Source organism: Vibrio sp. Y58_MX_L22, assembly GCF_024181865.1.
Taxonomy (GTDB): Bacteria; Pseudomonadota; Gammaproteobacteria; order Enterobacterales; family Vibrionaceae; genus Vibrio; species Vibrio alginolyticus.
Genome location: NZ_JAMZAN010000001.1, coordinates 1,085,313 through 1,106,354, shown reverse-complemented (window position 1 = coordinate 1,106,354; position 21,042 = coordinate 1,085,313). Strand labels below are relative to the sequence as shown.

Below are 21,042 nucleotides of genomic sequence, written 5' to 3'. Positions count from 1 at the left end.
CAAAGTTTGGACAAAAGCTTGAGCTATCTGTTAGTTTGAGTGTAAAGAGTTTTTGTCTTCGTTGCGCATTCGCTTATCATGATATGTAACACTAACTATGACACCGATAATTCTCAGCATTTTCTCACATACGTTTTGCTGATTTTTGCAAAACGGGTATTCGCACTCAGATCGCTGAGAGTTTCTTAAAATTATTATTTTTGGTTAACGCGTTTAGGCTAGCTATCTTTAAAGAGGCTTAAGAACAATAACGAAAATACATGACCACGTTAGCCACTAAAACAGATTAAATACCGCCATTATGACAGAACACGAAAATACGAATGAAGTGCCACTCTCTATTGAAGCTGGCACATTACTGAAAAACAAACGTGAATCCTTGGGAATGAGCCAAAAGCAAGTTGCCGATCGCCTGAGGCTTCGCATTTCTGTGATTGAAGATATTGAAAATAACCGATTTGAATCTCAACAAGTCGCGACATTTACGCGTGGTTACTTACGCTCTTACGCTAAATTCGTAGGTCTTGATGAGAAGGTGGTTTTGACGGCGTTAGAGCAGACTGCCGATGCTCAGCCTCAAGAGCAAGAAATTGAAATGCAAAGCTTCTCTCGTAAAACAAAAGACGAGAAGCACAATAGCCGTATTATGCTCCTTACTTGGGTTATCGGGCTGGTCATTATTGGCATTTCAGCGGCATGGTGGTGGCAAAACCAACAAGAGAATAGCCTAACTAAGGAAGTAACGGATTCAAGTGTTGAAGCGCCGCAGCCCACTGCTCAAGAATTAGCTGATATCGATTTGATGACGGCTGAAGAGTTAATCGCAAGCACTCCTGAAGAAGTTGCTTCAACTAATGAAGGCGTTGCTGAATCGACTGAAGCATCCGTTGAGCAAGGGGCGGATCCTTTGCTGACTGAAACTGAAAATACAACAAGCGTAGATTCTGAAGAACCTGTTGCCGTGATTGAAGCGGCGGAAGAGGAACAGCCTGCGCCAGTAGTACCTGAAGGCATGACACTTCTTACTATGAAGTTTAAAGCGGACTGTTGGATTCAAGTAAAAGACACCAATGGTAAAACGCTGGTAAGTGGTACTCATAAGCCAGGACAAGATGTAGAACTTACCGGAAAAGCGCCATTTAAAGTGATATTAGGCGCACCGGAAGGGGTTACAATGACATTTGCAAGTGAACCTGTCGACCTTTCTGGGTATACTTCAGGCAAAGTAGCTAGATTCACTCTACCGTTATAAAAAATTATGCAACACGAATCTCCAATTATTCGTCGTAAATCGACGCGTATTTATGTGGGTGATGTGCCAATTGGTGATGGTGCGCCAATTGCAGTACAGTCAATGACTAACACTCGCACGACTGACGTAGAAGCGACAGTCGCTCAAATCCGAGCACTAGAAAAAGTCGGCGCAGATATCGTTCGAGTTTCTGTACCTACGATGGACGCAGCAGAAGCTTTCAAACTGATTAAACAGCAAGTTTCTGTACCATTAGTGGCTGATATTCATTTCGACTATCGTATCGCGCTGAAAGTTGCGGAGTACGGAGTTGACTGTTTACGTATCAACCCAGGTAACATCGGCAATGAAGAACGCATTCGCGCTGTTGTCGATTGCGCTCGCGATAAAAACATCCCGATCCGTATTGGTGTCAATGGTGGATCTTTGGAAAAAGACCTACAGATGAAATACGGTGAGCCAACGCCAGAAGCCTTGGTTGAATCGGCGATGCGTCACGTAGATCATCTCGATCGTCTTAACTTTGACCAATTTAAAGTTAGCGTGAAAGCTTCAGACGTTTTTCTTGCGGTGGATTCATATCGTCTGCTGGCGAAGAAAATCGATCAGCCTCTTCATTTAGGTATCACAGAGGCGGGTGGTGCTCGAGCTGGCGCTGTTAAGTCATCTGTTGGCTTAGGTATGCTGTTATCTGAAGGGATAGGCGATACGCTGCGTATCTCTTTGGCTGCCGATCCAGTTGAAGAAATCAAAGTCGGTTTTGACATCCTTAAATCTCTGCGCATTCGCTCTCGAGGCATCAACTTTATTGCGTGCCCAAGCTGCTCACGCCAAGAATTCGATGTGATTGGTACGGTGAATGCACTGGAGCAACGTTTAGAAGACATCATCACGCCAATGGATGTGTCTATCATCGGTTGTGTGGTAAACGGCCCTGGTGAAGCAGAAGTTTCTCACTTAGGTCTAGCAGGTAGTAACAAGAAGAGCGCATTCTACGAAGATGGTAAACGCCAGAAAGAGCGCTTTGATAACGATGACCTTGTGAATAAGCTAGAAGCTAAGATCCGTGCGAAAGCAGCTATGATGAATGGCGAAAACCGCATCGAAGTTAAAGTACAAGATTAATCTCAACGAGAATTACGGTAAGTATTGTGGCAAAAACAATTCAAGCAATTCGAGGCATGAACGATTGTCTCCCAACTCAGTCGCCACTGTGGCAAAAATTAGAAAACACAGTGAAAAATGTAATTAGCGCATACGGTTATAACGAAGTGCGCATGCCAATCGTTGAAGAAACAAACCTATTCAGCCGCGCTGTTGGTGAAGAAACAGACGTCGTTTCAAAAGAAATGTACACTTTTGATGACCGTAACGGCGACAGCCTAACACTTCGCCCAGAAGGTACGGCGGGTTGTGTACGTTCATGTATCCAAAACAGCCTGATCAACCGTGATGAACAGCGTCTGTGGTACATGGGGCCTATGTTCCGCCATGAACGTCCGCAGAAAGGTCGTTACCGTCAATTCCACCAGTGTGGTGTTGAGGTGTTTGGTCTAAATGGTCCAGATGTTGATGCAGAGCTTATCATGATGACGGCGCGTCTATGGCGTGAGCTAGGTATCAATGAGCATGTCCGTCTTGAGCTGAACTCTATCGGTTCTCAAGAAGACCGCGCAGACTACCGTACTGCACTGGTTGCATTCCTTGAGCAACATATTGATGTGCTAGACGAAGATTGTAAGCGTCGCATGCACACGAATCCACTGCGTGTTCTGGATACGAAGAACCCAGACGTTCAAGCTATTTTAGGTGATGCACCTCGCCTTTCAGATTACTTGGGTGAAGAGTCTAAAGCACACTTCGCAGGTCTATGTGAACTTTTAGACGCCGCAGGTATCAAATACACAGTTAACGAACGTCTAGTTCGTGGTCTGGATTACTACAATCGCACGGTATTTGAGTGGATCACTGAGAGCCTAGGTGCTCAAGGCACTGTATGTGGCGGTGGTCGTTACGATGGCCTTGTAGAGCAATTAGGTGGTAAACCAACACCAGCGGTTGGCTTTGCAATGGGCCTAGAGCGCCTAGTACTGATGCTAGAAACGTTGGAACTGACAGACGTTCGTCGCAGTGTTGACGTGTACGTAGTCACTGCGGGTGAAGGCACCATGATGGCAGGAATGAAGCTAGCAGAACAGCTTCGCGAGTCTGTTCCAGGCGTTCGTGTGATGAATCACTTCGGTGGCGGTAACTTCAAGAAACAGTTTAAACGCGCAGACAAAGTTGGTGCTGTTGTAGCATTGGTTCTGGGCGAAAACGAAGTTGCGGATAATACCGTAGTACTGAAAGACTTAGCTGGTGGTGAGCAAGAGACTTACAACCAAGCAGAAGTTGCAGAAAAGATCGCAGCACTGATTTAAGTCTTTTAGTAATCTAACAAAATTACATCCTAGTTCGTAAGCTAAGGCTCCCAAATGTGGAGCCTTTAAACGAAATAGGAACAATGGCAGCTAAGCTGCCATTTACATGTTTTAAGAGGACAGGAAGTGGAACTTTACGATACTGAAGAGCAACAAGTTGAAGCCATTAAAGACTGGTGGAAGGAAAACGGCAAAGCCGTCATCATCGGTGCGGTTGTTGGTTTAGGTGGTCTATTTGGCTGGCGTTACTACCAGGATTCTGTGATTCAGGCGAGTGAAGCAGCTTCTCAAAGCTACACGACAGCAATGAATGCTTTGCAAGACAAAGGCACTGATGCTCAAGCTGACGTGAAAGCTTTCATTGAGTCAAATGAAGTAAAAGAATATTCAGTATTGGCTGCGCTACAACTTGCTAAAGCACAAGTTGAAGCTCAAGACCTTTCTGCTGCATTGGAGCAACTGAAGTGGGCGCAAAGCAACACTCAAGATGCTGCGTTGTTACCATTGATTAGTTACCGCATTGCGCGTATTGAGACGGAAATGGGTAACTTCGACGCTGCAACGGCAGAGCTAAGTAACGTCACTGATACAGCATGGACAGGTCGTATTGCTGAACTTCGTGGCGATATTGCGATTCGCCAAGGTGACAAAGATGCTGCGTACGCTGCGTATACTGAAGCTCAGCAAGCGGCAGATGCAAGCCCGACACTACAAATGAAATTGGACGATCTGGCGAAATAAGGACCGCATTGGATGAAAAGAGTCTTTAAGAAAGCCTTGCTAGGGGCGTTAACAATGGGAGTACTTGCCGGTTGTGCAGGTGAGAAAGACACCATTGTAATGGCGCCACTACCTCAGGTAGACAGTCAGTTTACAACCAGTAGTGAGTGGAGCACATCGGTTGGCGATGGTGTTGGTCATTACTTTTCAAAACTATCCCCTGTATTTGCGAATGATACATTGTTCGTGGCAAGTCGTGATGGCTTAGTAAAAGCGCTGGATCCTGAAAACGGTAAACAACGTTGGCAAACGGACCTAGAAGAAGATGTCATTGCTCGTCTCTCTGGTGGTATCACAGCGGCATACGGAAACCTTTACATTGGCTCTGAGAATGGTGAAGTCATCTCTCTTGACCAAGAAACTGGTGAAATTGTTTGGCGTGTAAAAGTTGGTGGTGAGGTACTGGCGAAGCCAGTTGCAGATTCAGGCCTTATTATCATCAATACTAGCCGAGGCATGTTGATTGCCCTTAATGAGAGTACAGGTGAGCAACGCTGGGCATTGAGTACAGAAGTGCCGAACTTAACTTTACGTGGCGACAGTACTCCGACTGCAATTGGCGGCGGTGTATTTTGGGGAACGGCAAATGGCCGACTCGCAGCTGCTATCGTTGAGCGTGGTCAGTTGATTTGGCAACAGCCTGTTGGTACGCCAAAAGGCGCGACAGAAATTGATCGTTTGGTTGACGTTGATTCATCGCCAATTGTGCTAGGCGGTACTCTTTTCACCATTGGATACAATGGTCAACTTATCGCCATTGACTTGCGTTCAGCGAACCCGATTTGGAAGCGTAATTACTCATCTGCGACAGACATTTCTACAGATGGTAGTCGCATCTTTGTGATAACGGAAAAAGATCATGTTGTTGCCGTTGATTCACGAAGCGGGACTGAGTTGTGGGAAAACAGCTTGCTTGAGCACCGACAACTTACAGCGCCAGTTATTGTTGGCAATTATCTCGTTGTCGGTGACACGCTTGGTTACCTTCACTGGATGGATCGTTCAACGGGCGAATTTGTTGCGCAGCAGTTTGTCGATGATAGCGGCTTGGCTGTTGGCCCGACGTTATTGTCGGATGGTTATGTGATTACAACTCGCAACGGCGATGTAAAGAAACTAACCATTAACGAATAATATCGTGATATAATTCACATTCGGCTCCTGGCTGGTGACAGCTAGGAGCCGTTTTGTTGTTTGAATTTATTAACCCTGACGTGGTTATAGGTAAAAATCTGGTTTGATTTGGCATCGAGCAAGTCGTTACCTATAACTACAGAAGAAAGATTATTGTAGAGGTTGTTATGGTACCTGTTGTAGCTCTAGTAGGGCGTCCGAACGTAGGTAAATCTACACTATTTAACCGATTGACTCGCACTCGTGACGCGTTGGTTGCGGACTTTCCAGGCCTAACGCGAGACCGTAAATATGGCCAGGCGAGACTTGGTGAAGAGCACGAATTCATTGTGATTGATACCGGTGGTATCGATGGCACAGAAGAAGGCGTGGAAACAAAGATGGCAGAACAGTCATTAGCCGCGATTGATGAGGCTGATGTTGTGTTGTTCCTTGTTGACGGTCGTGCTGGTCTGACACCTTCAGATGAAGCAATTGCTGCGCATCTGCGTAAAATTGAAAAGCCAGCGATGCTGGTAGTAAACAAAATCGATGGTATTGATGCCGATGCGGCGTGTGCTGATTTTTGGCAGCTCGGAGTGGATGATATGTACCAGATAGCGGCTGCTCATGGCCGTGGTGTGACCGCTTTGCTTGAGCGTGCTTTATCTCCATTCTTTGATGATCTATTAACAAGTGAATCTGAAGAAGGTGAGATTGAAGACCTGACTGGATTCGAAGACGAAGAGCCTCTTGTTGAAGATTACACTGAAGAAGACGCAGAAGCTGAATTCAAGCGCCTTCAAGAGCAGCCGATTAAGTTGGCGATCATCGGTCGTCCGAATGTAGGTAAATCGACACTGACTAACCGTATTCTGGGTGAAGAACGTGTAGTTGTATACGATATGCCAGGTACAACGCGCGATTCTATCTACATCCCGATGGAACGTGATGGACGCGAATACGTACTAATTGACACCGCAGGTGTTCGTCGTCGTGGTCGTATCAATGAAACGGTTGAAAAGTTCTCTGTTGTTAAGACGCTGAAAGCGGTAGAAGATGCAAACGTCGTTCTACTGGTGATTGATGCACGTGAAAATATTTCAGACCAAGACCTAAGCTTGCTTGGTTTTGCACTGAATGCTGGCCGCTCAATTGTCATCGCCGTTAACAAGTGGGATGGTCTAGACAGTGACGTGAAAGAAAGCGTGAAGAAAGAACTGGACCGCCGTCTAGGATTCGTCGACTTCGCGCGTATCCACTTTATCTCTGCGCTGCACGGTACTGGCGTTGGTCACTTGTTTGAATCTATCCAAGAAGCATATAACTCGGCGACAACGCGCGTGGGTACGTCAGTACTGACGCGTATCATGAAGATGGCAGTGGATGATCACCAGCCGCCAATGGTTCGTGGTCGTCGTATCAAACTCAAATACGCACACGCAGGTGGTTACAACCCACCGATCGTTGTTATCCACGGTAACATGGTTCGTGAATTGCCAGATTCGTATAAACGTTATCTGATGAACTACTTCCGTAAGTCTCTGGAAATTATGGGAACACCGATTCGCATTAACTTCCACAACAGTGATAACCCATACGAGAACCGTACGAATAAGCTTACGCTATCACAAGAGCGTAAACGTAAGCGTATGATGTCGATGGTGAAAAACCGCAATAAATAATGAAATTCGAATACCCAAGTTTCTACTTGGGTATTTTTTTATCAAAAGTAATCGTAAAAATGACTATCACAGCAACAAAGACTCGTTTTTGTCATCAAACATGGCAATTAGAAGCACAAATACAGCGCGTTCAATCTACGGAAGAAGTGACTTACGTTATTACAGATGTCACGCCGTTCCATCCCGTTAGTCACATATGGCCGGATCACCCTGCAGACAAAGGAACGTTGAAGGTGAATGGGGCTGAGCATGACGTGGTAGATTGCCAAGTTGGAGCAGTGGAACAGGAAAGTGGTGCTTTGTATGTGGGTAGTGACATCCCTGTAAAGCGTGATGCTGAAGGTTGGGTGTTTGTCGTCGTGCATGTTTTATCACGTACGGAATCATTTGCAATTAATGACTTGGTAACATTAGCGGTAGATAAAGACTATCAAAATGCTGTGAGTCGAGGCCACACTGCAGGACACTTAGCGTATTTGGCGTTGAATAAAGTACTATCGGAAGACTATTGGCGAAAAGACGCAGACCGCAAAGACCCACATGGTTATTATGACTTTAATAGCTATGCGCAAGTTACTAGTTATGTCACTCCAGACAAGTGCCTCGATACGTACCGTTTAGGCAAAACACTCCGTAAAAGAGGATTAAACAGTGCAGATATGCTGAATGACCTCCAGGCGATTGCAGAAAAAGTGAATGGCCAACTGGTTGAATGGCTTCAAAGAGATGCGATGATCACCATGGAATGCCACGGCGATAGATTAACGGATTCTCGCTATTGGAAGTGCGATTTAGGGGAAGGTCAATTAGCGGTAATCCCTTGTGGTGGAACGCATGCGAGCCATTTAAATGAGTTTGCTTTTATCCAAGTTAAACTCGTTAAGCTCGACGCTCAAACTATCGAAATGCACACCAATGTAAACACTGCTTTTTGAATAAGATCTTTTTATTAAATTCTGGTTTTTCGTTTAATTAAATCTCTCTATGGTTTTTTATTCTGTCTTAAATTGGAATGCAGAATATGTAACTTATGCTTTCGGTGTGTGGTTATATAAATATTCTTTTAAGGGGTGATCGCTGATCAAGGAGTAAATATCAGACGATCAGTATAAGATCCTACGTATCAAGTATGGTTAACGCCTCGTGAAACTTGTTGGGGCGGTGATGAAGATCAACACACTTGTTCGTTATTTTGAGTAGCATGCGTTACTCGAAATTGCTTAGTTTAGAGAGAGGAACGGGATATGCAGCAGAACATTTGCCCGACTTGCAATGTCGAACTGGAATGGACAGGACAATACCATTGTGCACAGTGTGAATCGGATTTTAAAAAGGTAGGTTTTTGCCCTGATTGTGAGGCGGAGCTGGAGAAGCTGCAAGCATGCGGTGCTGCGAGTTACTTTTGTAATGTGTGTAATGAACTCAAATCAAAATCACGTGTCCGATTTGAGTTCCAGAAAGTCAGTTAACCAGAGTTTGTATTCAGTTAACGGTAGAACGAACGTCACCTTCGGCTAACCGGGTAATCAATACATCTCCCGACTTTACATCTGAAGATTGCGTAATTACTTTACCTTGCTCAGTTTGAGTAATTGAGTAACCTCGTTTCAATGTCGCTAGTGGGCTGACGGTGTCCAACTTTTCTGCGGCAATCGCGAGTTGATGGCGCATAGTCAGTAATTTGCGATCCATTGCATCCATGAGCTTTTGCTCAACACGTTCTAGCTTCGACTTCTGCTCGGCAAGGCGTGTTACAGGAGAATTTAATTGCAGCCGATAATGTTGACGCTCGATTCGCTGTTGACGCAAGGCAATAAAACGACTCATCGCTCGCTGTAAGCGCATGTCCAACTCATCTAACTGTTGCGTCTGACGTTGCAAGCGATAGCTTGGGTGCTGTCTCTCTAGACGGTGCACTAATTGAGCAGATTGCTGCTTTTGTTGTGCTAGGTAGTAACGCATCGCGCTCGCTAACTTATGCTGGCGGGTAACTAAAGCTTGATCTTTGTGGCTGTTATCACGGCTTACTAGCTCAGCGGCTGCTGATGGAGTAGGCGCGCGTACGTCGGCGACAAAATCAGCTATTGTCACGTCAACTTCATGTCCAACGGCGCTAATAATAGGAATTTGGCTTGCTGCAATCGTGCGAGCTAATATCTCGTTGTTAAAGCACCATAAGTCTTCTAATGAACCACCACCTCGGCCCACAATTAGTACATCACATTCATCACGGCTGTTAGCGCGACCAATGGCTTGTGCAATTTGAATGGCTGCGTCCTCACCTTGTACCACTGTCGGATAAATCACAACAGGTAGGGAAGGATCACGACGTTTCAATACGTCTAAGATATCGTAAAGCGCGGCACCAGTTTTCGATGTGATGACGCCAACACGTTTAGGGTGCTCAGGCAAAGATTGCTTATTGATTTGCGCGAACAACCCTTCTGCTGCAAGCTTCATTTTCAGCTCTTCAAACTCTTGTTGAAGACGGCCATCACCTTCCGGTTGCATGCTTTCGATGATCAATTGGTAGTCACCGCGAGGCTCATAAAGAGACAGACGAGCTTTTACTAGGACTTGATTACCGTTAGCGGGTTTGAAAGTAACGCGGCGATTGTTACCACGAAACATGGCACATTTAACTTGAGCGCGAGAGTCTTTAAGAGTGAGGTACCAGTGACCAGAGACAGGAGCTGAAAAGTTGGATATCTCTCCGACGAGCCAAACGATCCCCATTTCGTTTTCAAGGAGTAAACGAACTTCTGCGTTGAGACGAGAAACAGTAAAGATGTTTTGATTGGTCTTGGAGAGCACAGCTAATCTCTTAGACGTGAGTATGGAAATTAGCGGCAATATAATACATAGCAAGGGGGTAATTGCAAGAAAAAAATTAAAAAATTTGTGGTCAAGCGATTGCGTTAACCGTATAATCCCTCCGCAATATCTAATCCAAATGTAGCTAGTTGCTAACGCAGGTTACCCTCATTATGCGAAACGATGAGATTGGATTGTTCTTTTTACTCCTCTAATTGTGAGATATTGCAAATGCTAAGAATTGCCAAAGAAGCGCTGACATTCGATGACGTACTACTTGTGCCAGCACACTCCACCGTTCTCCCAAACACAGCTGATCTTCGCACTCAGCTAACTAAGAACATCACCCTAAACATCCCAATGATTTCAGCGTCTATGGACACTGTTACTGAAGCTCGTCTAGCAATTGCGCTAGCGCAAGAGGGTGGCATTGGCTTTATCCACAAGAACATGTCTATTGAGCAGCAGGCAGCCGAAGTTCGTAAAGTTAAGAAGTTCGAAGCTGGTATGGTAACTGACGCGGTTACTGTAAACCCTGACGCGACCATCGCTGATGTTGTTGCACTCACTGAAAAGCATGGTTTTGCAGGTTTCCCTGTTGTCACTGAGAGCAATGAGCTTGTTGGTATTATCACTGGTCGTGACGTTCGTTTTGTGACGGACCTTTCTAAGAAAGTATCTTCAGTAATGACGCCAAAAGAGAAGTTGGCAGCAGTTAAAGAAGGTGCAACACGAGAAGAAGTGCAAGAGAAAATGCACGAAGCTCGTGTAGAGAAAGTATTGGTTGTGAATGATGAGTTCCAACTAACCGGTATGATTACTGCGAAAGACTTCCACAAAGCAGAACGTAAACCAAACGCATGTAAAGATGAGCGTGGTCGCCTACGTGTTGGCGCAGCCGTTGGTGCTGGCGCTGGTAACGAAGAGCGTGTTGCTGCTCTAGTTGAAGCAGGCGTTGACATTCTACTTATCGACTCTTCACACGGACATTCTGAAGGTGTACTAAACCGCATCCGCGAAACTCGCGCTGCTTACCCAGATCTAGACATCATCGGTGGTAACGTAGCAACAGGTGCTGGTGCTAAAGCACTAATCGAAGCTGGCGTAAGCGCAGTGAAAGTGGGTATCGGCCCTGGTTCTATCTGTACAACTCGTATTGTAACGGGTGTGGGAGTTCCACAAATCACTGCAATCGCAGATGCGGCAGAAGTGGCTAATGATTATGGTATTCCGGTTATTGCTGACGGTGGTATCCGTTTCTCAGGTGATATCTGTAAAGCAATCGTAGCTGGCGCATCATGTGTGATGGTTGGTTCTATGTTTGCAGGTACTGAAGAAGCGCCGGGTGAAGTGATTCTATACAACGGCCGTTCTTACAAGTCTTACCGTGGCATGGGTTCTCTTGGTGCTATGTCTCAAGGTTCTTCTGACCGTTACTTCCAGTCTGACAACGCAGCGGACAAGCTAGTACCAGAAGGTATCGAAGGTCGTATCGCATACAAAGGCCGTCTAAAAGAGATCGTACACCAACAAATGGGTGGTCTACGTTCAAGCATGGGTCTAACTGGTTCTGCAACTATCGAAGATATGCGTACGAAAGCTGAATTTGTACGTATCTCTGGTGCTGGTATGCAAGAGTCTCATGTACACGATGTTCAAATTACTAAGGAAGCACCGAACTACCGTCTAGGGAACTAATTACCTAACGGAAACGTTTGCTTTTTCCTTGAAGCATTAAGAAGAGGCGAGTACACTCGCCTCGGTTTTAATCACTTAGCCTTAAAAAGACTGCTCAAAATGACTAAAAATATCCATGACCAACGTATTCTGATCTTGGACTTCGGTTCTCAGTACACTCAATTAGTAGCACGCCGCGTACGTGAAATCGGCGTTTACTGTGAACTATGGAGCTGGGATGTAGAAGAAGCGGATATTCGCGAATTCAACCCAGATGGCATTATCCTATCTGGCGGTCCAGAAAGCGTAACGGAAGAGAACTCTCCACGCGCGCCTCAATATGTGTTTGATTCTGGTGTTCCTTTGCTTGGCGTATGTTACGGCATGCAAACCATGGCGGAACAGCTAGGAGGCAAAGTGGCGGGCTCTAACGAACGTGAGTTTGGCTACGCTCAGGTTAAAGTTTCTGGTGAATGTGCTCTATTTAAAGACCTTGAAGCAACTCAAGACGTTTGGATGAGCCATGGCGACAAAGTAGTAGAGATCCCAGCCGATTTCGTAAAAGTTGGTGAGACAGACACTTGTCCTTACGCTGCGATGGCGAATGAAGAGAAGAAATACTACGGCGTTCAGTTCCACCCAGAAGTGACACACACAAAAGGTGGCCTACAAATGCTTGAGAACTTTGTTCTTGGCGTATGTGGCTGTGAACGTCTATGGACTTCTGAATCTATCATCGAAGACGCGGTTGCTCGTATTAAAGAGCAAGTGGGTGACGACGAAGTTATCCTAGGTCTATCTGGTGGTGTTGATTCATCGGTAGTCGCGATGCTAGTTCACCGTGCAATCGGCGACAAGCTAACGTGTGTATTTGTTGATAACGGTTTACTTCGTCTAAACGAAGGTCAACAAGTAATGGATATGTTCGGCGACCAATTTGGTTTGAACATCATCAAAGTTGACGCTGAAGAACGCTTCCTAAAAGCACTTGAAGGCAAGTCTGACCCAGAAGAGAAGCGTAAGACTATCGGTCACGTATTCGTAGATGTATTTGATGAAGAGTCTAAGAAGCTGAAAAACGCGAAATGGCTAGCTCAAGGTACGATTTACCCTGATGTAATCGAGTCAGCTGCATCTAAGACTGGTAAAGCGCACGTGATCAAATCGCACCACAACGTGGGCGGTCTTCCAGATGACATGGAAATGGGTCTTGTTGAGCCACTACGTGAGCTGTTCAAAGATGAAGTTCGTAAGATTGGTCTAGAATTAGGCCTGCCTTACAACATGCTTTACCGCCACCCATTCCCAGGTCCTGGTCTAGGTGTTCGTGTTCTTGGTGAAATCAAGAAAGAGTACTGTGACTTGCTACGCCGTGCTGATGCTATCTTTATTGAAGAGCTTCACGCAGCTGATCTATACAACAAAGTATCTCAAGCGTTCACGGTATTCCTACCAGTACGTTCTGTTGGTGTAATGGGCGATGGCCGTAAGTACGATTGGGTTGTGTCTCTACGTGCGGTAGAAACTATCGACTTCATGACTGCTCATTGGGCACACCTACCATATGACTTCCTAGGTAAGGTTTCTAACCGTATTATCAACGAAGTTGATGGCATTTCTCGTGTTGTTTACGACATTTCAGGTAAGCCACCAGCGACTATCGAGTGGGAATAATTTTCCTCTAGACAGTTGAGTTTATAAGAACCAGCCTTCGGGCTGGTTTTTTTGTACTTCAAGTTTGTGAAGAGGAGGCTCAACTTTTTCGTGAGAGATATATACATGCGGTTAAATTAAATATATATTCATTTTAATTGTTTGATTATCATAAATGGTATTGCTATGGAACAGGCTGACGTTACCTCTCTCATTCCCATCCTTATTACTCTTTTCCTCGCGCTGACCACAAGAAATGTCGTTGTTGGTTTATTCGCCGGTGTGGTGAGTGGTGTCGCTATGCTCGAAGGGACATTTGTCGAAAAAGGGCCACTAGACTCGTTTAGTGCATTGATGAAAAGCTATCTACTGCCGCAATTAACTGACAGCTACAATGCGGGCGTCATTTTGCTCTTGGTCTTTATTGGTGGCTTTGTTGCCTTGATGGAGAAATCTGGCGGTGGTGTGGCGTTTGCTAAAAAGGTTACTCAATGGGTTGCGAGTAAATGCCAAGCTCAACTGTCCGCATGGTTCGGTGGTGTGGTTATTTTCTTCTCAGACCTTGGTACACCACTGATTGTTGGCCCTGTTTTTCGCCCTTTATTTGATAAGTTAAAAGTATCACGCCAAAAATTAGCTTTTATTATCGACTCTACTTCCTCTCCCGTCGCAATCTTGATCCCTTTTATCGGATGGGGCGTTTACATCATGGGATTGATTCAAAAAGAGTTTACTGCCCTGAATGTCAGTATGAGTGATTGGGATGCTTTCATTGGTGCGATCCCGTATCAGTTTTACGCCTTTCTTGCGATCGCGATTGTGCCGATTGTCTCTTTCTTCAAATTAGATTTCGGACCGATGGCGAAGGCTGAACAACTAGCAGAGCAGGGCTCCGACTTTGGGAAAGTGCAGGAGTCCATGAATGTGTTTACGCATAAAAATGCAAAATCTAGTTTTGTATGGGCACCTTTGCTCGTTATGCTGGTGGTTCTATGTACCATCCTCGTGCCACACGGTTTTCCATTTCAAAAAGTAGCAGGCTCAACGTTCAGGGCTGCACTTTCTTCGGCATATTTCTTCGCAGCCTTTACTTTGATTGCGCTGATGGCGTTTTATGGCGTAAGAAAACTCTCTGATGGCATTCAGGTTTACCTAAAAGGGATGTCGAACATGATGTCTGTAGCCGTGATTTTGGTATTGGCTTGGGCACTTAGCTCGGTTGGGAAAGAATTAGGTGCAGCTGCATACATTGCTGAACAAGCTCAAGCCGGTTTCCCGTACTGGCTATTGCCAGCAGTCGCCTTTTTGCTTGCTGGTGTTATCTCATTCGCTACGGGATCATCTTGGGGGACGTTCGCCATCATGATGCCATTAGTGATCCCAACTGCCGTTGCGATTGATGCACCACTGTTGGTTTGTATTGGTGCGGTATTATCTGGTGGCTTGTTTGGCGATCACTGTTCTCCCATCTCTGAAACTACGATTTTGTCGTCGACAGGAGCGGGGTGTGAACAGTATGAGCACTTCCGTACACAATTGCCCTACGCATTACTCAATGGAATGATCGCATTAGGGTGTTTTCTTTTAGCTGGAATCAACGCCTCACCAGTGATTGTGCTTGCCGCAATTATTTCTCAGTGTGTGGTTTATTTTGTGCTGTCTAAACAAAAGTCAACCGCGAAGCTAGAGGTGGTTTCGGCAGAACAATAAAGAGAGAAACATCACAAAGCGGAGGCTCACAGGGTCTCCGCTTTTCTTTTGAGTCAAGGTAACATTTTTCTTGTGACAAAATGTGTGTGAGGACCTATTTATTCATTTTGTCTCGCAGAATCAACGTACTTGGCTCGGTGTTTCGTATATATGATCCACTATATGTCTAGTTATTCCTCGTATATTGTATTGTTGAAATCCGGAGACTAGACATGTTTGCACTCAAACATCTTCCTCTTGCATTGAGTTGTGTCTTAGCAGCACAAGTGAATGCGAGTATGAATATTCAGCCCGATCCGCAAAATCCGAATGGTTATGTTATTGCTCGTGGTGACGTTCAAGCCGTAGAGCAAAGCAAAACTTCTGATCCTATGTATGCCATTTGGTCACAAGCATTAGAGACACGCCCGAACTCAGTGGTTGAAGCGATTGTTCCAGGGGCGACAACCAACCCAGAAAACGTGAAGCGTGTAGAGCGTGTATTCCCCGAAAGTGAGTGGGACTTCCTGACTCAAATGGCGGCACCTGAATACACTTACACGCGTTTCCTACGTGCAATTGGTAAGTTCCCTGCATTCTGTGGTGAGTACACAGACGGTCGTGATTCGGATGCAATTTGTAAAAAATCGATCGTGACAGCGTTTGCTCACTTTGCACAAGAAACCGGTGGCCATATTTCGATCGATAACGTATCGGATAATCCGCTAGGGTTGGAAGAGTGGCAGCAAGCTTTGGTTCATGTGCGAGAAATGGGATGGTCTGAAGGGCAAGAAGGTTACACAACAGGTTGTGGTCAAAATGACTGGCAAAACAAACGCTGGCCATGTGAACCTGGACAAGGTTACTTTGGACGTGGTGCAAAACAGCTTTCTTACCATTTTAACTATGGCGCGTTCTCTGAAGTGATGTTTGATGGTGATGCATCTGTATTGCTAAAAAATCCAGGCTTGGTTGCGGATTCGTGGCTGAACTTAGCATCGGCTATCTGGTTCTTCCTAACCCCACAAGCACCGAAACCAGCAATGCTACATGTGATTGACCGTACTTGGGTGCCTTCACAGCGTGAGCTTGATGCTGGCATTGGTTACGGCTTTGGTACGACCATCAACGTGATCAATGGAGGTATTGAGTGTGGGGAGCAAAACAAAGATAAAGGTCAACCTGTTAACCGTATTCGCTATTGGGAAGGACTTGCCGCTCATTATCAAATTCCAATTGAAGCCGATGAGACCAATACCTGTTGGCAGCAGACGCCTTACGGCAGCTTAAATCTAAATGGTGCGACAGACGTGCTTTACACCAACTGGGATGGTAACTGGAAATACTACTCAGATCGTCCTGGAGGTCACTCATTTGAATGTGAGCTTGTTGGTTTCCAAACGGCTTACTCTGCGCTAGTTGCGGGTGACTATGAGAAATGTGTAACTAACTTCTACCAATCTCATGCGGGTTGGCCAGAAGTTCGTGTAGTTGACAAGGCAGACCCAGTGGATCCGGTCGATCCGCCTGTAGGTGGTGTGGCAGCTTGGGATTCTGGCAAAGTATATAACACGGGTGATCAAGTTTCTTACCAAGGTGCTGTTTACGAAGCGAAATGGTGGTCACAAGGTAATGAGCCAACGAAAGGAGACCCGTGGAAGCTGGTTTCAGGGACTCCTACGGAGCCGCCTACAACGGAACCTGAACCACCTGTGACTGAGCCAGAGCCGCCCGTCACAGAACCTGAGCCGCCAGTAACCGAGCCAGAACCACCAGTGACAGGCAATTTTATTCAGTGGGATCCGGGTGTAACGCAAGTTGCTAACGGCGATAAAGTGACGTACCAAAACAAATGTTTTGTCGCAAAAAATGGCCCTGGAGTGTGGGAAAGCCCAACGCAAAGCAACTGGTTCTGGGACGAGATTTCTTGTCAGTGATTGAGTAAAAAAACAACCTAACCATCTATAAAGACTCTGCTTTTTTGCAGGGTCTTTTTTTATATATGTAGTGGTTTATTTATGGAATCTAAGTTTTCAATAACAGCTTTTCTCTTTTGTTCTGGAGCCCATTAAAATTCGCGCGCATTTTTTATCAACATTTTTGAAAAAAGGTATTTGTACATGTCGACAAAACTGGCTAACCCAGCACCGCTAGGTCTAATGGGTTTCGGTATGACCACTATTCTGCTCAATATTCATAATGCAGGATTTTTCCCAATTGACTCTATGATTCTAGCGATGGGCATCTTTTACGGTGGCCTTAGCCAAGTAATCGTTGGCATCATGTGTTTTAAACGCGGTGATACGTTCGGCACAACTGCGTTTACTTCTTACGGTCTATTTTGGCTAACATTGGTTGGTCTAATCGTAATGCCTCACATGGGTCTTCCTGCAAGCCCTGCAAGCTTTATGGGTTGGTACCTAGCGCTTTGGGGCATCTTCACTGGTTTCATGTTCATTGGTTCTCTATGTTACCCAACAGCGAAGCAAGTGGTATTTGGTTCTCTAACTATCCTGTTCTTCTTGCTTGCTGCTCGTGATTTCACTGGTAGCGAAGTGATCGGTGCTATCGCTGGCTTCGAGGGTATCTTCTGTGGCGCAAGTGCAATTTACTTTGCAATGGCGCAAGTACTGAACAACGAATTTGGTCGTGAAGTATTACCTGTCGGTAAAGCAAAAATCGCTCGTAAAGTTGAAGCGGTTATCGCCTAAGCTGTTACTCATAATGAAGAAAGGGGGATTAACCATTGGTTAATCCCCCTTTTTTATGTCCTCAATCGGACCACTGCTTTTTCTTATTTATGTGATAACGCTATGTTGATGGTTGCTCAACAGTTTCTGCGCTATTGCTGTCTGCCGTTGGTGCTTTACCCGTTTTACGTCGGTACTTATCTTCCCAGTAATCTGCGCCTTTAATGCCCAGTGCAACAGGGTTAAATGTAAAATCGGTCACACCACGTTTTTGTTGCTCTTCGTAGTCGTTCAATGCTTTGAGTGCAGGCTTCGACATAAAGAAGATGATCAAAATACCGATGATGTTTAGCCACGCCATCAGTCCTACGCCTACATCACCCATCGCCCATGCTAAGTTGGCGGTTTTCACGGTTCCGTAGAACACGGATGAAATAATGATGACTTTCAGAATAAACATCAGTCCATTTACTTTGAACGTACGACGAATGTAAGCAATGTTCGTTTCTGCAATGTAGTAGTAAGCCAGAATGGTCGTAAACGCGAAGAAGAATAGAGCGATTGCGATGAATGGCTTACCCACGCCAGGTAGTGCGCTTTCGATCGCCATCTGTGTAAACACAGGGCCATTTGCACCAATATCCGCTGGTAGGTTTTGAACCAGGAATGTACCTTCAATCGCACCATTTACGTTGTACGCGCCAGTGATAAGAATCATGAACGCGGTTGCTGAACACACAAGTAATGTATCGATGTAGATAGAGAAAGATTGAACAAGACCTTGCTGAGCTGGGTGATCAACACTCGCTGCTGCTGCTGCGTGAGGACCAGTACCTTGACCTGCTTCGTTGGAGTAGACACCACGTTTTACACCCCAGCCGATTGCTGCACCAACGCCTGCCATTGGTGTGAACGCGTCACCAATGATCATGCCGAAAATGCGTGGAACCTCACCAATGTTTAGAAGGATGATGACAAACGCAGTAATGATGTAAGCTAACGCCATAAATGGCACAACGACTTGGGTAAAGTTCGCGATACGCTTTACGCCACCAAAAATGATGAAAGCCAAAATGACACAAACAACCGTACCAGTGAAAATTTTAGCAAAACTGAAGGTACCAATAGCGGTTTCAATCATGTCACCTGAGCCAAATGCGGCTTCTACTGCGTTACCGATACTGTTCGATTGAACGCCAGGAAGTAGAACACCACAAGCAAAGATGGTCGCGATAGCAAAGATCCAAGCGTACCATTTTTGTCCCATTGCTTTCTCAATATAGTAAGCAGGGCCACCACGGAACTCGCCTTCGTCTTCTTCTTTATAAATTTGTGCAAGTGTTGATTCTGCGTATGCGGTTGCAGCGCCAAAGAAGGCTACGACCCACATCCAGAATACGGCGCCTGGGCCACCGAAACCGATAGCAGCAGCAACACCAGCAATGTTACCTGTACCTACACGGCCAGACAGTGAAACGGCAAGTGCCTGAAATGATGATATCCCTTTTGTTGAACTCTTCCCTGAAAGTAATAAGCGCCACATCTCAAAGAAGTGACGAATTTGTACAAAACGCGTCATGATTGAATAGAACAAACCTGCGCCAAGGCACAAATAGATCAGTACCGGGCTCCAAATAATTCCATTCAGAAAATCAACTAATGACTGCATGAGTATTTTCCCTGTTAGTTGTGTTTGTGGTTGTTTTTCACACAATACATTACCCTTTATGTAATGCAATTGTTAACTTTTTTAGCTACAAATCCTTTGTAGCGTGATGATGAACACAGAATGGAGAGTAGTTGTTAAAATTTGGTTCTTGTTGCTTATTTGCTCCTTTTAGGTAGAAGATTTGCCTGATGATTAATTATGCAGCACATTGTCATTTAGATGTACTGCGATTTTGATGAGTTAAAAATGCCAATGGTTATGCATTTTGTGGAGTAAGTGTCTGTCTGTTTTTTGTTCAGTCATGTGCTCAGGCGTAACGACAAAGGTTAAGTTCCGCATTATCCATCACTTTTGCTTTTTCACCTTTCATTACGCTTGCTAGCAATTGACCTGAACCACAAGCCATCGTCCAGCCCAGAGTTCCGTGTCCGGTGTTAGTAAAAAGGTTATCGTATTTAGTCGCGCCGATAATTGGTGTGCCATCAGGCGTCATTGGCCTAAAGCCGCTCCAAAACTCAGCTTGGCTGAAGTCACCACAACGAGGAAAAAGATCACGGATGACCATTTCGATAGTGTTTTTGCGCTTTTGTGGAAGGGAAGCATCAAACCCTGCTAATTCTGCGGTGCCAGCTACGCGAATTCGGTCATCAAATCGAGTCATAGCGACTTTATAGGTTTCATCCATCACAGTAGATCGAGGAGAGAAGTGTTCATCTTCCATCGGGATGGTGAGTGAATAGCCTTTGACAGGGTAGACCGGAATATCAATATCGAGTTGCTTGAGTAGCGCTGTAGAGTAGCTGCCAGAGGCCACCACATATTGGTCTGCTTTAAATTGTCCTCGGTTCGTTTGGACACCTATGATCTTTTTGCCTACTGTAACCCAATTGCTTACTTCAGTATCGAACTCAAATCGGACACCGTGTGCCTTAGCAAGCTCCGTTAGTTGTTGGCAAAATTGATGGCAATCGCCCGTTTCGTCATCAGGTAGATGCAAGCCACCAACCAGTTTGTCTTTCACAAGTGCAAGCCCTGGCTCTTGTTCAATACATTGTTCGACGTCCATTAGCTTAAATCGGGTTCCGCTTTGTTCAAGGAGCTGCATGTCCTTTTCAATGGCTTGCAGCTGTTGATGTGTTCGGAATACTTGCAAGGTCCCAAACTGACGTCCTTGATACTCAATGGCGTGTTCTTGGCGTAACTGTTCTAAGCAAATACGGCTGTGGTTGGCGATCGAAAGCATGCGAGCCTTGTTAACTTGATAGCGAGGTAGGGTGCAGTTCGCGACCATTTTACTTGCCCAGCGGATCATGTCGGCATTCAGAGTGGGTTTGATTTTAAGTGGAGCATGCTCCTCCATTAACCACTTAATGGCTTTAACAGGAACACCAGGCGCAGCCCAAGGCGAAGAATAGCCATATGAGATCTGCCCGGCATTGGCGAAGCTCGTTTCCATGGCACTGCTTGCTTGGCGGTCAATGACGGTAACTTGATAGCCTGCTTGAGATAAATACCAAGCAGAGGTTAAGCCGATAACGCCGCTGCCTAATACGATGACTTCCATTGATGCACTCCACACATTTATCAGAGTGCTCAGTTT

Annotated in this window: 16 protein-coding genes; 13 read left to right on the top strand and 3 right to left on the bottom strand. The window is 45.5% G+C overall.

Going from position 1 to position 21,042, the window contains the following annotated elements:
- The first annotated feature begins 301 nt into the window (after nt 1-301).
- The 8 genes from rodZ to NL626_RS04825 all read left to right on the top strand — a co-directional run bounded on the left by rodZ (nt 302) and on the right by NL626_RS04825 (nt 8,719).
- Nucleotides 302-1,252: a cytoskeleton protein RodZ gene (gene rodZ / locus NL626_RS04860; RefSeq protein ID WP_005381700.1), complete on the top strand. Its 951-nt coding sequence runs from the start codon at nt 302-304 to the stop codon at nt 1,250-1,252.
- Between the two features lie 6 nt (nt 1,253-1,258).
- Complete coding sequence (ispG, locus tag NL626_RS04855) at nt 1,259-2,377, top strand: flavodoxin-dependent (E)-4-hydroxy-3-methylbut-2-enyl-diphosphate synthase (protein WP_005381699.1); 1,119 nt, start codon at nt 1,259-1,261, stop codon at nt 2,375-2,377.
- 26 nt (nt 2,378-2,403) lie between these two features.
- Nucleotides 2,404-3,672 (top strand): histidine--tRNA ligase, encoded by a 1,269-nt coding sequence (gene hisS / locus NL626_RS04850; RefSeq protein ID WP_005381698.1) that lies wholly within the window; start codon nt 2,404-2,406, stop codon nt 3,670-3,672.
- 126 nt (nt 3,673-3,798) lie between these two features.
- Nucleotides 3,799-4,413: a YfgM family protein gene (locus NL626_RS04845; RefSeq protein WP_005381697.1), complete on the top strand. Its 615-nt coding sequence runs from the start codon at nt 3,799-3,801 to the stop codon at nt 4,411-4,413.
- A gap of 12 nt (nt 4,414-4,425) precedes the next feature.
- Nucleotides 4,426-5,586, top strand: coding sequence for an outer membrane protein assembly factor BamB (bamB, locus tag NL626_RS04840; protein ID WP_005381696.1), 1,161 nt, complete (start codon nt 4,426-4,428; stop codon nt 5,584-5,586).
- A gap of 167 nt (nt 5,587-5,753) precedes the next feature.
- The gene (der, locus tag NL626_RS04835; RefSeq protein ID WP_017820569.1) at nt 5,754-7,250 is read left to right on the top strand and encodes a ribosome biogenesis GTPase Der; all 1,497 of its coding nucleotides are present in this window, start codon (nt 5,754-5,756) and stop codon (nt 7,248-7,250) included.
- Between the two features lie 59 nt (nt 7,251-7,309).
- The gene (locus NL626_RS04830) at nt 7,310-8,185 is read left to right on the top strand and encodes an alanyl-tRNA editing protein (RefSeq protein ID WP_253657038.1); all 876 of its coding nucleotides are present in this window, start codon (nt 7,310-7,312) and stop codon (nt 8,183-8,185) included.
- Between the two features lie 309 nt (nt 8,186-8,494).
- Nucleotides 8,495-8,719 (top strand): zinc ribbon domain-containing protein, encoded by a 225-nt coding sequence (locus NL626_RS04825; RefSeq protein ID WP_005381691.1) that lies wholly within the window; start codon nt 8,495-8,497, stop codon nt 8,717-8,719.
- A gap of 13 nt (nt 8,720-8,732) precedes the next feature.
- Here NL626_RS04825 and xseA read toward each other — a convergent pair whose 3' ends face one another.
- Nucleotides 8,733-10,064 carry an exodeoxyribonuclease VII large subunit gene (xseA, locus tag NL626_RS04820; RefSeq protein ID WP_017633909.1) on the bottom strand — a complete coding sequence of 444 codons (1,332 nt, stop codon included), beginning with the start codon at nt 10,062-10,064 and terminating at the stop codon, nt 8,733-8,735.
- A 231-nt stretch (nt 10,065-10,295) separates the two neighbouring features.
- On the opposite strand from xseA, the gene guaB reads away from it, so the two are divergent.
- From guaB to NL626_RS04795, 5 genes are all read left to right on the top strand, one after another.
- Nucleotides 10,296-11,762, top strand: a complete 1,467-nt coding sequence (gene guaB, locus NL626_RS04815; protein ID WP_017633908.1) for an IMP dehydrogenase — start codon at nt 10,296-10,298, stop codon at nt 11,760-11,762.
- Between the two features lie 99 nt (nt 11,763-11,861).
- Nucleotides 11,862-13,415 (top strand): glutamine-hydrolyzing GMP synthase, encoded by a 1,554-nt coding sequence (gene guaA, locus NL626_RS04810; protein WP_005381685.1) that lies wholly within the window; start codon nt 11,862-11,864, stop codon nt 13,413-13,415.
- Between the two features lie 165 nt (nt 13,416-13,580).
- Nucleotides 13,581-15,104, top strand: a complete 1,524-nt coding sequence (locus tag NL626_RS04805) for a Na+/H+ antiporter NhaC family protein (protein WP_054730033.1) — start codon at nt 13,581-13,583, stop codon at nt 15,102-15,104.
- A gap of 212 nt (nt 15,105-15,316) precedes the next feature.
- Nucleotides 15,317-17,020, top strand: a complete 1,704-nt coding sequence (locus tag NL626_RS04800) for a chitinase (protein WP_253657037.1) — start codon at nt 15,317-15,319, stop codon at nt 17,018-17,020.
- A 183-nt stretch (nt 17,021-17,203) separates the two neighbouring features.
- Entirely contained in the window at nt 17,204-17,794 is a 591-nt protein-coding gene (locus tag NL626_RS04795; RefSeq protein ID WP_005381682.1) for a GPR1/FUN34/YaaH family transporter, read from the top strand.
- Between the two features lie 100 nt (nt 17,795-17,894).
- On the opposite strand, the gene NL626_RS04790 is transcribed toward NL626_RS04795, so the two are convergent.
- Together NL626_RS04790 and NL626_RS04785 are read right to left on the bottom strand one after the other, a co-directional pair.
- Nucleotides 17,895-19,442, bottom strand: coding sequence for a sodium:alanine symporter family protein (locus NL626_RS04790; protein WP_005381681.1), 1,548 nt, complete (start codon nt 19,440-19,442; stop codon nt 17,895-17,897).
- Between the two features lie 307 nt (nt 19,443-19,749).
- Nucleotides 19,750-21,006, bottom strand: a complete 1,257-nt coding sequence (locus NL626_RS04785; protein WP_005383728.1) for a D-amino acid dehydrogenase — start codon at nt 21,004-21,006, stop codon at nt 19,750-19,752.
- Nucleotides 21,007-21,042 lie beyond the last annotated feature (36 nt).